At 58.9% G+C, this 12,805-nt stretch carries 11 protein-coding genes; 6 read left to right on the forward strand and 5 right to left on the reverse strand.

All coding sequences use genetic code 11. The features are described 5' to 3' along the window. Positions 1 to 68: 68 nt before the first annotated feature. The 5 genes from LW884_01570 to LW884_01590 are packed head-to-tail and all read right to left on the reverse strand — an operon-like array spanning position 69 to position 4,277. Positions 69 to 1,085 carry a glycosyltransferase family 9 protein gene (locus LW884_01570; GenBank protein ID MCE3007024.1) on the reverse strand — a complete coding sequence of 339 codons (1,017 nt, stop codon included), beginning with the start codon at positions 1,083 to 1,085 and terminating at the stop codon, positions 69 to 71. 22 nt (positions 1,086 to 1,107) lie between these two features. Next, entirely contained in the window at positions 1,108 to 1,749 is a 642-nt protein-coding gene (locus tag LW884_01575; protein ID MCE3007025.1) for a hypothetical protein, read from the reverse strand. 24 nt (positions 1,750 to 1,773) lie between these two features. Beyond that, positions 1,774 to 2,814, reverse strand: coding sequence for an SPASM domain-containing protein (locus LW884_01580; GenBank protein MCE3007026.1), 1,041 nt, complete (start codon positions 2,812 to 2,814; stop codon positions 1,774 to 1,776). 15 nt (positions 2,815 to 2,829) lie between these two features. Continuing rightward, the gene (locus LW884_01585; GenBank protein MCE3007027.1) at positions 2,830 to 3,405 is read right to left on the reverse strand and encodes an RsmD family RNA methyltransferase; all 576 of its coding nucleotides are present in this window, start codon (positions 3,403 to 3,405) and stop codon (positions 2,830 to 2,832) included. A gap of 17 nt (positions 3,406 to 3,422) precedes the next feature. Beyond that, complete coding sequence (locus tag LW884_01590; GenBank protein ID MCE3007028.1) at positions 3,423 to 4,277, reverse strand: DUF3822 family protein; 855 nt, start codon at positions 4,275 to 4,277, stop codon at positions 3,423 to 3,425. A 130-nt stretch (positions 4,278 to 4,407) separates the two neighbouring features. Here LW884_01590 and LW884_01595 point away from each other — a divergent pair, with 130 nt between their 5' ends. From LW884_01595 to LW884_01620, 6 genes are all read left to right on the forward strand, one after another. After that, positions 4,408 to 5,634, forward strand: a complete 1,227-nt coding sequence (locus tag LW884_01595) for an ABC transporter permease (protein MCE3007029.1) — start codon at positions 4,408 to 4,410, stop codon at positions 5,632 to 5,634. Positions 5,635 to 5,912: 278 nt separating this feature from the next. Beyond that, positions 5,913 to 7,127: a c-type cytochrome gene (locus LW884_01600; protein MCE3007030.1), complete on the forward strand. Its 1,215-nt coding sequence runs from the start codon at positions 5,913 to 5,915 to the stop codon at positions 7,125 to 7,127. A 19-nt stretch (positions 7,128 to 7,146) separates the two neighbouring features. Further along, entirely contained in the window at positions 7,147 to 10,182 is a 3,036-nt protein-coding gene (locus tag LW884_01605) for a TAT-variant-translocated molybdopterin oxidoreductase (protein MCE3007031.1), read from the forward strand. After that, positions 10,179 to 11,624, forward strand: a complete 1,446-nt coding sequence (gene nrfD, locus LW884_01610; GenBank protein MCE3007032.1) for a polysulfide reductase NrfD — start codon at positions 10,179 to 10,181, stop codon at positions 11,622 to 11,624. The genes LW884_01605 and nrfD overlap by 4 nt, the downstream gene beginning before the upstream one ends. A gap of 11 nt (positions 11,625 to 11,635) precedes the next feature. Continuing rightward, positions 11,636 to 12,172, forward strand: a complete 537-nt coding sequence (locus LW884_01615; protein ID MCE3007033.1) for a DUF3341 domain-containing protein — start codon at positions 11,636 to 11,638, stop codon at positions 12,170 to 12,172. Then, on the forward strand, positions 12,169 to 12,750 hold the full coding sequence (locus tag LW884_01620; GenBank protein MCE3007034.1) for a cytochrome c: 582 nt from the start codon (positions 12,169 to 12,171) through the stop codon (positions 12,748 to 12,750). Before LW884_01615 ends, LW884_01620 begins: the two co-directional genes overlap by 4 nt. Positions 12,751 to 12,805 lie beyond the last annotated feature (55 nt).

The following is a 12,805-nucleotide window of genomic DNA, read 5'->3' on the forward strand; positions in this document are numbered from 1 at the left end:
TCCGTATTTGTACAGCTAATCTTTTCCTGTCGTTTTCTAGCAGTAACTCGGCTTCCGCATCAGCTGGTTTAGCCCAGTTGTTCGGGTAACCCCGGCAGGGTAGCCAGTGCCTGCTGGGCGCTGATGCCATAGCCGCAGGCAAAGTGTCCCAGCGGGCAGGCCCGCCTGCCATGCAGGCCGCAGGGGCGGCAGACCAGGGGCTCGGGCGTTTCCAGCACCACCTGGTCGTCGGCCAGTGGGCCGAAGCCAAACTGAGGGATGGTGCTACAGAAGAAGGTCGTCGTGGGGGCATTCACGCTGCTGGCCAGGTGCAGGGGGGCGCTGTCGTTGGCAAACACGCGCATGGCCTGCTGCATCAGGGCGGTGGTCTGCATCAGGCTTAGCTGGCCGGCCAGCACCTGTGCGTGGGGCAGGCCATGGGCCAGGCGGCTGCACAGGGGCTCGTCGCTAGGTGCGCCCACCAGGTAGGCCGTCAGGGTGGGGGGTAGCAGCTCCAGCAGCTGCCGCCAGCGGGCTTCGGGCCACTGCTTGGTAGCCCACACACTGGCCGGGGCCAGCACCACATAGGGCTGCTGCTGGTAGGGGGCTACGGCGGCCTGGTCTTCCGGGCTGGGGTGCAGGCTGGGGCGTGCGGGCTGCTCGTCGGTCCAGGGGGCTATCAGCACCTGGTTGCGCGCGGTTTCGTGCAGCCAGTGTGCGTCTTGCTGCTGGCCTATGGGGTGCTCGGCCGCCCAGGTGTAGGCAAAGGAGAAGGGGTTTTTCCGGTAGCCCACCTTGTAGCGGGCGTGCTGCAGCCAGGTGAGCAGCCCACTGGTGCCAAAGCGGTGCAGGTTCACCACCAGGTCCCACTGGTGCTGCCGTAGCCGCAGGGTTAGCCGCAGCAGGTTGCGCAGTTTATGCTTTCTTTTCACCCATACCCATACCTGGTCTATACCTGGGTGGTGTGCCAGCAGGCCCTCATTGCCCTGGCGCACCAGGTAGTGCACCTGGGCCTTGGGGTAGTGCTGCTTCAGCTTATTGGCTACAGCCGTAGCCAGGATGGCATCGCCTATGAAAGCGGTTTGTATAACCAGGATCTTCTGCATGCCTGGGGCTAGCTAGGCCCTATTAGGGGAAGTAGTAGTTGATGGAAACGGCAAAGTTGGTCAGGTCCAGGTCGGTACGCCCGCCTATATTGGGGGTGCCAGCGCCCGAGTCGTTTGCATCCACCTCGGTTCGTACGGTGGTCAGGTTGGTCTGAAACCGGATGCCGATCGGATTATTCAGGTTCAGCACCAGTTCGCCCATCACGGCCGGAGACAGAAAGCTGGCTTGCACAGCCCCGGTCCGGTTGGTCGTTTGGTTTACGAACGGCACCCGCACGTAGGTAAAGTTTCCGCCTATCCCCAGTGCAAAGCCCACCTTGCCCTCCGAAAACTTCGTGGCACCGGCCCCTATTTTGGCGGTGATGAATACGGGGGTCTGCACCAGCAGGCCAATGGGATCGGTAAACCGTACGCCAAAGTTCAGGTTGGGCTCTATGCCCACACTCAGGAAGTCGTCGCTGTGCGCGTACACATAGTTTACCCCGCCTGATATGGCAGCAAAGTAGGCCCCGGGCGAGTCGGAGAAATAATTGCTGCCATCCGGCAGCTTCATGCCAATGTAGTCTACAAACACCAAGCCCAGGTGTGGCTGAATCTTGTCTAGCAGCTCCTGGCTGCGCCCCAGCGATACCAAGCTAATGAGTAGAAGCAGAAGGATTTTCATGGTTTTTAGGTTTTGGGTACCCGGTCAGGCGCGGGTGCCCCACACGCGGGTACCTTCGGTGCAGTTTTTGCAAATATCTATGTTTTTTCGGTTGTGCAGCAGCTGCCGGCGGAAGCTTTTGTAGGCCGGACTGTGGTGCCACACCTGGGCAAAGCTTTGCTCGGGCACCCGGCCCATTTCATAGCGCCCATCCTTGTCGAAGCAGCAGGGCAGCACCCGGCCGTCCCAGGTTAGCTCGGCTCCCTGCCACAGTTTCCAGCAGTGGTTTAGCAGCCTGTTTTTGATGCGGTACTGTCCGTTCACGCGCTCGTAGCGGCTGTGGCTGCCCGCCTCGGGTATCAGCGCAGGTGCCTGCTCAAAGTCGTAGATCTGGGCCGTTTTGATACGCACCCGGTCTGCGCCCAGCTGCCGCCCCAGCAGCCGGGCCTCGTGTACCTCGTGCTGGTTGTGGCTGAAGACGATGAACTGCAGGTCGATAAAGGGCGTGGCCGAGCCCAGCTGCCGCTTCCAGTGTACCAGGCGGCGGGTGCCGTCTAGCACAGCCTGAAAGCTGCCGCCCACGCGGTACTGCTCATAGCTGGCCTGGTTGGTGCCATCTAGGCTGATAACCAGCCTGCCCAGGCCGCTCTCTACGGTGGCCCGGGCCCGGGCATCGTCCAGGAAGTGCGCATTGGTGCTGGTCATCGTGAAGATCCCCCGGTCTGTCGCATAGCGCACCAGCTCTAGGAAGCGGGGGTGGATGTAGGGCTCGCCCTGGAAGTACAGCATCAGGTAGGCCAGGTAGGGGTGCAGTTCGTCTATCACCCGGGTGTACCGCTCCACGTCCAGGTTGCCCATGGGGCGGCTGAAGCTGCGCAGGCCACTGGGGCACTGCGGGCAGCGCAGGTTGCAGGCGGTGGTGGGCTCTATGCCCAGGGCAATGGGGTAGCCCCAGTGGATGGGCCTGCGTACTGCCCTGCTTGCCAGATAGCTCAGGTATACCTGCAGGGCATTCCACAGCTTCAGGGGGGTAAGGGTACGGGCTATCAGCCTGCCCTCGCGTACGCGGCTACCTGGGGGGCGCATGTCCAAAGATAGGCTTTATTCCGGCTTATTCCCTTCGGGCAAGGCGGGGGCATCTGCCGGATCGGGCCGGAAGTGCGAGAAGGCACTCTGGCCATATATCCGTTTTTCTACAAAGCACTTCATCCCCTCGTACACCTCGGCACTCGGGTGCTCCAGGATGCACAGCCCGTCGGGTTCCAGCAGCCCGAGCGACTGCCGTACCAGCCGGGCCTTGTCTGCCAGTGCGTAGGGCGGATCCAGAAACACCAGGTCGAAGACTGGGCGGGGTGGCTGCGCCAGGTAGGCCTCCACACGCTGTTGTACAATTTGCCAGCCTTCTATTTGCCACGCCTGGCGTATGCGCTGCATGTGCTGCACAGCCTTGCGCTGCTGCTCCACGGTGGTTACCTGTTGTGCACCCCGGCTTAGGAATTCCAGCGAGATGGCACCCGACCCGCCGAAGAGGTCCAGCACCCGCAGCCCGCTCAGGGCTACCTGATGCTGCAGCCGGTTGAACAGGGCCTCGCGTGCCAGGTCCGTGGTGGGGCGTATGCCCAGGCTGGTGGGGGGCTGCAGGTGCCGGCCCCGATATTGGCCACTAATGATGCGCATGCTGCGCGTGTTAAAGGCTATTTAATCAGCAGATAAGAGAATTCATCCAGATAGAAGCCTGCCTCATTCAGGTGCGTACTGGCTGGGAATAGCCTGCGCCCTGCCACATAGTGCTTAAACTGCTGTGCCAGCAGGCCCTCTACTTCGGCCCGCATGGGTGCCGAGCCCGTGGCATACGTTATTACCTGCTGTGGGTGTATGCCCAAGGTCTCGTTTACTTTCATCAGGAAGTACAGCACATCGGCTGCACCTGTTACCTTATATCTGTTTACAAAGCGCAGCTTGCCCCCCTGGTACAGGGTGTAGATCATGTAGTCGGAGAATAACTCCACATTGGCAGCAGGCTTACCCTTTAGCGGGCCTATGTGCAGCTTGTGTGCAATCTGCATCACCGGGCTTACGATGTGGGTAAAATTCATGCGTCGCCGCTCGGGCCACGCTTCTTTTACCACGGTCTGCACCTCTTGTGGCACACAGAATAGCACACTCAGGTCTAGCGTCCGCACTTCATCCCGAAACACCTCGTCTTTCATCGTGTTGGTGTCAAACAGGGTTTCCATATACAGGCCCTCTTTGCCCCGGGTAATGAAGCTGTTGGGCACGGCCAGCCAGGGGTCTGAGCTGAGCAGGATCTCCAGCTTGTCATACTTGTGCTGCAGAATAGGCTCAGATTCGGCGAGGGATTTCAGTGCCTTCGACGCCGTGAGTCCCTCGCTGTTTGGCACATAGCGTAGGTACATGGGGGCGCTGATCTGGTTTACCACCGCAAAGTGGATGCCATGGGCAGCCAGGCTGATTATCAGCTTGTAGTTCCCTACGAAGCTGTCATCCCAGCTGCTGCTCTTGAATTCTTGAACTGCGGTCTCTGCCATGCTCAAAAGTACAGAACATCTGCCAAATCAGCGAGGGCCTGTTGTACACACCCGGGCCGTGGCCTGGGTTTTGTAGCCCAGCGGCACCGGGGCGATGAGGGGGGTATGGGCTGCGGTGCTATCTTTGCGCATGATCTTCAGTGCATGGGTGGCGCGGCGCATAGCCCTGGGTGGCAGGCGCAGCCTGAGCCGCCTTACCGTGTGGATGGCGGTGGGCAGCATGGCTATCGGCATCCTGGTTATGGAGGTCAGCCTGAGTGTGACGCGGGGCTTTCAGCAGCAGCTGGCCCAGCAGCTGGTGGGCTTTACCGGCCATGTGCAGATACAATACTACCTGGCCCAGCAGGATGATAGCCTGCGCACCCTACCCCTGCACGACCCCACGGTGGCAGGCCTGCCCGCGCAGTTTCCGGCCATACGTCACATTACCCCCTACATCCAGCAGGATGCCATGCTGAAGAGCACTACGGGCATAGAGGGCATACGCACCCTGGGCCTAAACCACCGCTGGGATACGGTTTTTTTCGCTTCGTCCCTGGTGGCGGGCCGGCTGCCCCGCTTCCCGCAGGGCGATACCCTAGGCTATGAAGTGCTGCTGGGCCGGCGCCTGGCACGGCAGCTACAGGTGCAGGTGGGCCAGCCGGTCAAGCTCTATTTTCAGACCCAGGGCCGCATCCGCAGCCGCACCCTCAGGGTGGTGGGCCTGTACGAAACCGGCTTTGCTGAGTTTGACCAGAGCGTTATCCTATGCCACCTGGGCCTGCTACAGCGGCTGCTGGGCCTGGCGCCCGACCGGGTGCAGGGCTTTGCCCTGCGCCTGGATCCCGATGCCGTCCCCGATGCCCTTACAGCAGCCATCCACCCCCGCCTGGCACCCGACCAGCAGGCCATGGGCCTGCGCCAGCGCCATGCCGACCTCTTCCAGTGGCTGGACATGATAGACCAGACCCTGCTGATTATTATGGGGCTGATGCTGTTTGTGGCGGTGCTGAATATGGCTGCAGCCCTGATGATGCTGATTACCGAACGGACTACCCTGATTGGCATCCTGAAGGCCCTGGGTGCCAGCGGCAGGCAGGTGCAGCGGATTTTCCTGTGGAATGCGGCGCTGCTGCTGCTGCGCGGGCTACTGCTGGGCAATGCCCTGGCCCTGCTGCTGCTGCTGCTGCAAGACCAAACCGGCCTAGTGCAGCTAGATGCCGATAGCTACTACCTGAATGAGGTGGCAGTGGCCTGGCCCTGGTGGGACTTTCTGTGGCTAAATATCTTCACGCTGGCTTTCTGCCTGCTGTGTATGTACCTGCCCGCACGCGTGGCACAGCGCCTGCCCATCACCCGCGCACTGCGCTTCCGCTAGGGGGCACCGGTGGGATGGGGAAACAAACGGCTGTCTGATCATAATTTAAAAGCATTCTAAATAACTGCGCTTTTCAAGGCCCGCCATGCCCCTGCGTACGGAAAACCCCCTCTTGTCTTCATAAAAACTTCATTTTTTGGCACGAAAGCGTGTGCGGCTTTCTGCCAATGTCAGTACTTTTGACCCACAACAGCCGCGTAAGATTTTGTGGTGCCCCGGCCAGCCTTTGTTTTATCCGGAAAGCCCTTAATTTTGCCGACATCGTAATCGTTCGATCTATGTTCAAACGTATTTTTACGCTTCTACTACTCGGCCTACTGGCGGTAGCCCAGGCACAGGATGGAGCGGCCCTACTAAAGAAGTATGGCTGTACCAGCTGCCACAAGATGGACCAGAAGATGACCGGTCCCGCCCTGCAAGGTGCCGTAGAGCGCTGGCAAGGGGATAAGGCTGAAATGAAGAAAATGATTCAGCTTGGCGCTGCCGAGTACGCCAAGACTGGCGCAAAGGGTGCCTACGTGCAGGGGCTGATAGACGAGCTGAAGCAGGTGATGGCGCCACACGCCTTTGTGCCCGAGGCTGATATTGACAATATCCTGACCTACATAGAGACCTATACCCCACCGGTGGCCAGTGCCGAGCCTGCCCCAGGTGCCGGTGCTGCCCCAGCCGGACAAGCCGCAGTAGAGCCCGGCGATACCATACTGTATGGCCTGGTGGTGCTGGTGGGCCTGCTGGTACTCATCACCCTGGTGCTGGTGGTGGTTATAGCAGCCGTACTCAGCGCCATCCGTGCACGCGAGCGCGGAGAGAAATTTACCTATGGTACGCTGAAAGACAGTGCCACCGGGCTTATAAAGAACAAGTTTGTGCTCACCCTCATCGGCCTAATCATTGTGGGTGGGGTGCTGGATAAGGGCTACAACTTTGTAGCGCACATCGGCTTCCACGACGGCTATCAGCCCGTGCAGCCCATCCCCTTCAGCCATGCCCTGCACGCCGGCCAGTACCAGATCAACTGCCTGTACTGCCACACCGGTGCAGATAAGAGCAAGAGTGCAACCATCCCCTCTACCAACATCTGTATGAACTGCCACGCGGACGGCGCCATTGCACAAGGCCCCAGTGGTAATAGCCAGATACTGGATAAGGTACGCGCTGCGCACAACGAGGGCCGCGCCATAGAGTGGGTACGCATACACAACCTGCCCGACCTGGTGTACTTCAACCACAGCCAGCACGTAAAAGTGGGTGGCCTGGAGTGCCAAACCTGCCACGGCCCCGTGCAGGAGATGGAGGAGGTATATCAGTTTAGCCGCCTTACCATGGCCTGGTGCGTAAGCTGCCACCGTGAGAAGGCTGTCAAGTTTAACGACAACGCCTACTACCAGCACGTGTACCACAATGTACGCAACGACCTGCAAGAGGGCCGTATCGACTCGGTAACCGTAGCGCGACTAGGCGGACTGGAATGCCAACGTTGTCACTATTAATCTTCGAATCTCTCCTGCCATGAAGCAAAAGAAATACTGGACCTCAGAGGCGGATCTGAACCTGGATCCGGCGGAGAAAAAGCAGCAGCAAAAGGAGTTTGCTGTAGACCCCATCGAAGAGATGCTACAGGAAAACGGCCGTAGCAGCCGCCGAGACTTCCTCAAGGTTATGGGCTTTAGCATTGGTGCCTCTGCCGTGCTGGCCGCCTGCAGCAAGAGCCCGGTTAAATACGCCCTGCCCTATACCAACAAGCCTGCCGAGGTAACCCCCGGTGTGCCCAACTACTATGCCAGCACCTTCTTCGACGGTAGCGAGTATAGTAGCGTGCTGGTAAAGGTGCGCGAGGGTAGGCCCATCTTCATAGAGGGGAACCCCGATAGCAGCATTACCCAGGGGAGCCTGGGTGCCCGGGGCAACGCCGCCGTGCTGGACCTATACGACGGACACCGGATACAACGCCCACAGACCGTGACTGGCGCAGCTGGCTGGGATGAGGCAGACAAGCTGCTAAAAGAACGCTTCAAAGACCTGAGCAAGCAGGAGGCCGGTGTACGCCTGGTTACAGGCTCCATCCTTAGCCCCAGCACCTTGCAGCTGATCGCCGAGTTTGGCAGCAAGCAGGGCAACTTCAAGCACATAAGCTACGATGCGGACAGTGCCAGCGGCATTATCCTGGCGCACGAGCGGCACTACGGACAGCGCATGCTGCCCCGCTTCCGCTTCGACAAGGCAGAGATGATCGTGGGCATAAACGCCGACTTTTTGGGCACCTGGATCTCTCCCATCGAGTTTACCCGCCAGTACGTGCAGCACCGCACGCCCAGTAAGGATAACGTGAAGATGAGCCGGCACGTGCAGATAGAAAGCACCATGACCCTAACGGGTGCCAATGCCGATCAGCGTCTACCCATCAAACCCAGTATGGAGGGTGCCCATGTGCTGGCCCTGCACGACGCACTAGCCGCCCTGGCGGGCCGCACTGCCTACGGCGGCGGACAGCAGCTACCTGGCAAGTACGAGGAAAAACTGGCTGCCGAGCTGTGGGCACAGCGGGCCAAGGCCCTGGTGGTGTGTGGCAGCAATGACGCTGCCGTGCAGCAGCTGGTTATCGCCATCAACCAGATGCTGGGCAGCTATGGCACTACCATCGATGCCAGCAGTCCCAGCTACCTGCGCCAGGGCGTAGACACAGATTTTCAGGCGCTGATCCAGGAAATGGAGCAGGGCAAGGTGGGTGCGGTTCTCTTTTACGACTGCAACCCCGCCTACACCTACGCTTTCCCTGCTCAGTTTGCCTCTGCGCTGAAGAAGGTGAAGACCCGTGTGGCCCTCACAGCCAGCGAAAATGAAACCTCGGCGCTCTGCACCTACAAGCTGCCCACCCCCCACTGGCTGGAGAGCTGGGGAGATGCCCAGCCCTACAAGGGCTATTACAGCCTGCAGCAGCCCACTATACCCAGGCTGTACGACAGCCGCTCGTTTCAGGATGTGCTGCTGACCTGGATGGACAGCGACAAAGACTACCTGGCTTACCTGCAAAACTTCTGGAAGAGCCAGCTCTTCTACGGCCAGGCGGAAGGCTTGTCTGCCGATCAGTTCTGGGTCAAGTCGCTAGAAAAAGGCGTTTTTGAGCAGCCGAATGAAAAGCCAGCGACGCTGACCGCTGTGGATGCAGACCTGGCCCCCGTGGCTGCCCAGGTGGCCGCCGACTACGCGGGCAAAAAAGGGAGCCTGGATGTATACCTGTACCGGAAAATAGGCATCGGTGCCGGTGTGCTGGCCAATGTGCCCTGGCTGCAAGAGCTGCCCGACCCCATTACCAAGGCCACCTGGGATAACTACGTGGCTGTTTCGCCCAAGATGGCCAGCGACAAGGGCCTGAAAACCGGCGACATCGTAAAACTGGAGGTTGGCCGCCTGGCTGTGAAGCTCCCCGTGCTGGTTCAGCCGGGTGTACAGCCTGAAACCGTGGCTGTGGCCGTGGGCTATGGCCGTACCGTGGTAGGCAAGGGCGGCTATAAGATAGGCCAGAACGTGTGGCCCGCCACTACGCTGAAGGCGGGGCAAGCACTGAGCTATGCCACAGGTGCCAAGCTAAGCGCCACGGGCGACTTCGAGGAGCTTGCACTGGCACAAACCAGCCTGACTGCCATGGATCGCCCCATTATCCATGAGACGACCCTCAGCCACTTTACCGAGTATACCACCGAGCTGCAGCATGAGCGCAGCATCCTGAAGGAGCACCTGGTAAACCTGTACCCCCTGCACGAGCGGGGTGGACACCGCTGGGCCATGGCTATCGACCTGAACAAGTGTACAGGCTGCGGCTCTTGCGTAGTGGCCTGCCAGGCCGAAAACAACATACCCGTGGTGGGCAAAGACGAAGTACGCCGCCGCCGCGAGCTGCACTGGATGCGCATAGACCGCTACTACAGCATAAAGGATGAGAATGCCGACTTTAAGGACAAGGAAATACCTGCCGACCAGCCGGACGTTGTCTTCCAGCCTATGCTGTGCCAGCACTGCGATAACGCCCCCTGCGAGAACGTGTGCCCCGTACTAGCTACCGTGCACAGCAGCGAGGGCCTAAACCAGCAAGCCTACAACCGCTGCTTCGGTACCCGCTACTGCGCAAACAACTGCCCCTACAAGGTGCGCCGTTTCAACTGGCTGGACTATACCGACCCTGAAAAGTTCACCTACAACCCCGTAGATAACCTGGGCCGGATGGTGCTGAACCCCGATGTAACGGTGCGTGCCCGTGGTGTGATGGAGAAATGCTCCTTCTGCGCCCAGCGCCTGCAGGCTGGCAAGCTGGCCGCCAAGATGGAACAGCGCAAGCTGACCGATGCCGATGTGCAACCCGCATGCGCCAAAACCTGCCCCGCAGGTGCCATCGTGTTTGGCGACCTGAACGATAAGGAAAGCACCATCAGCAAATACTACGAGGATGAGCGTACCTACTTCGCCCTCGAGGAGATCAAAGTACTCCCCTCTGTAGCCTACAAAGTGGTGGTGCGCAACCGTAAAGAAGAAGAAACCGCTAAAGCATAACGCCTATGTACGATTCCCCCATACGCGAACCCCTCGTTACCGGCAAGAAAGACTATGCCAAGGTAACCGAGGATATATGCCGCCCCATACACAGCAAGCCTAGCAAGGAGTGGCTGCTGGGTTTTATGCTCTCTGCGGGCATAGCGGGCCTGTTTGTTATCGCCGTGGTATACACCTTCTTCACCGGCATCGGTGCCTGGGGGCTGAATAAGACCATTGGCTGGGCCTTTGATATTACCAACTTCGTTTTCTGGATCGGTATTGGCCACGCCGGTACGCTGATCTCGGCTATTCTGCTGCTTTTCCGCCAGAAGTGGCGCACCGGTGTAAACCGCGCCGCAGAGGCCATGACCATCTTTGCGGTTATCATTGCCGCCCAGTTCCCACTGGTGCACATGGGCCGCCCCTGGCTGGCTTACTGGATCTTCCCGCTGCCAAACTTCCACGGCCCCCTGTGGGTAAACTTCAACTCGCCGCTGCTGTGGGACGTGTTTGCCATCTCTACGTACTTCACCGTATCGCTGCTCTTCTGGTACATCGGCCTTATCCCCGATTTTGCCACGGTACGCGATCGCGTAAAGGGTCCGTTTGCAAAGAAGGCCTACACTGCACTCAGCTTTGGCTGGGTGGGTAGTGCCAAGGCTTGGCAGCGCTTCGAGTCTATCTCGCTCATCCTGGCGGGTGTGGCTACCCCGCTGGTACTTTCGGTGCACACCATCGTATCTATGGACTTTGCCACCTCGGTTATCCCCGGCTGGCATACCACCATCTTCCCGCCCTACTTTGTGGCTGGTGCCATCTTCTCTGGCTTTGGTATGGTGCTTACCCTCATGGTCATCACCCGCCGGGTGCTGGGCCTGCAGGACTACATCACCATCGGCCACCTGGAAGCCATGGCCAAGGTAACCCTGGCTACCGGCATGATGGTGGGCGTGGCCTACAGCACCGAGTTTTTTATAGCCGTCTACAGCGGCAGCGAATACGAGGGCTACGCCTTTATGAACCGTGCCTTTGGCCCCTACGGCTGGTCGTACTTCATCATGTTTGGCTGCAACGTGTTTACCCCCCAGCTCTTCTGGTTCAAAAAGATACGGACTAACCCGACAGCCATCTTCATCCTCTCTATCTTTGTGAACATCGGCATGTGGTTTGAGCGGTTTGTAATTATCGTAACCTCGCTGCACCGAGACTACCTGCCCTCCAGCTGGGCCATGTATACGCCCACACTTACCGAGGCTGCCATTCTGCTGGGTACGTTCGGGGTATTCTTTACCCTCTTCCTCCTCTTTGTGCGCACCTTCCCGGTAATCGCCATTGCCGAGGTAAAGAGTGTAATGAGGGCCTCCAGCGATACACACCGTTCCGCTGCCGAAAAGCCGGCAGAGATACAGTGGCAGCAGGGCCCCGTACATGAACCCACCCACGAACCCGTACACGCATAAGGTACTGCATCATGGCTAAGGAAAAAAAGAACTTTCTGATAGGCGTCTACGACGACGACGACAAGATCCTCCACGCCGTATCGTCCGTACAGCGGCAGGGCATTTCTATCGAGGACTGCTTCACGCCCTTTCCGGTGCACGGCCTGGACCATGCCCTGGGGCTAAAGGAGTCGCGCATTCCCTCCGTAGGCTTCATCGGGGGTGCGCTGGGTACGGTTACCGCCCTTTCCATGATGGTGTATATGTACACCATCGACTGGCCGGTGGATATTGGCGGTAAGCCGAATCTGCCCTTCCCCAGCTTTATCCCCATCACCTTTGAGCTGACCGTACTGTTTTGCTCATTGGCTATGGTATTCACCTATCTGTACATAAACCGCCTCTCGCCAGCGCAGAAGCCCGAGCTATGCGACCCTAGGCAGACAGACGACCGCTTTGTGATTCGGATAGAGGCAGGCGATGCCGCCCATAATCAAAAGGTACTCGCTGCCCTGCGGGCATCTGGTGCCATAGAAGTACGTGAACAAGAAATGACGGTACGAGTATGAAAACCTTGATCGCGCTTATCTCGCTGGGCCTGCTGGCCGGGTGTTCTGACAATCGGAGCACGGGCATTGAGTACGCGCCCCAGATGTATCATTCCATTCCGGTGGAGCCCTATAGCCAGTCGGATTACAACGCTGTTAACCTCGAGCACTTTAAGGACGGCCGCAATGTGGTTATGCCCGTAGCCGGTACGGTAGCACGCGGAAAGGCCAGCCTGTATTATCCCTATGAGAATACGGAGGAAGGTTATCAGCGTGCGGGCGAGGAGCTGAAGAATCCCTTTACCCCTACGCAAGAGGTACTGGCCACAGCCAAAACCCTGTATCAGGTAAACTGCCAGCACTGCCACGGCGAAAATGGCGACGGCAAAGGGCCCCTGAACAAGAGCAAGCAATACGAGGACCGGGTGCCCGACTATCGACTCCGGCTGCCTACCATCAATGAGGGCAAGGCTTTCCACAGCATTACCTATGGCAGGAATATTATGGGCGCACATGCCTATACCCTCACACCCGAGCAGCGCTGGATGCTGGTTACCTACATCTATCAGTTTCTGGGCCCTGAGCAGGAGAAGAAATAGATTTGTTTGATGTTTGACAACGACGACAAGCATTTTCATTAAGCACCGCTAAAGT

Source organism: Bacteroidota bacterium (assembly GCA_021300195.1).
Classification (GTDB): domain Bacteria; phylum Bacteroidota; class Bacteroidia; order J057; family JAJTIE01; genus JAJTIE01.

Coding starts and splice junctions, on each gene's coding strand:
- LW884_01570 (MCE3007024.1), bottom strand. CDS start 1,085: ATGCAGAAGATCCTGGTTATACAAACCGCTTTCATAGGCGATGCCATC.
- LW884_01615 (MCE3007033.1), top strand. CDS start 11,636: ATGGCTAAGGAAAAAAAGAACTTTCTGATAGGCGTCTACGACGACGAC.
- LW884_01590 (MCE3007028.1), bottom strand. CDS start 4,277: ATGGCAGAGACCGCAGTTCAAGAATTCAAGAGCAGCAGCTGGGATGAC.
- LW884_01580 (MCE3007026.1), bottom strand. CDS start 2,814: ATGCGCCCCCCAGGTAGCCGCGTACGCGAGGGCAGGCTGATAGCCCGT.
- LW884_01600 (MCE3007030.1), top strand. CDS start 5,913: ATGTTCAAACGTATTTTTACGCTTCTACTACTCGGCCTACTGGCGGTA.
- LW884_01585 (MCE3007027.1), bottom strand. CDS start 3,405: ATGCGCATCATTAGTGGCCAATATCGGGGCCGGCACCTGCAGCCCCCC.
- LW884_01575 (MCE3007025.1), bottom strand. CDS start 1,749: ATGAAAATCCTTCTGCTTCTACTCATTAGCTTGGTATCGCTGGGGCGC.
- LW884_01605 (MCE3007031.1), top strand. CDS start 7,147: ATGAAGCAAAAGAAATACTGGACCTCAGAGGCGGATCTGAACCTGGAT.
- LW884_01595 (MCE3007029.1), top strand. CDS start 4,408: ATGATCTTCAGTGCATGGGTGGCGCGGCGCATAGCCCTGGGTGGCAGG.
- LW884_01620 (MCE3007034.1), top strand. CDS start 12,169: ATGAAAACCTTGATCGCGCTTATCTCGCTGGGCCTGCTGGCCGGGTGT.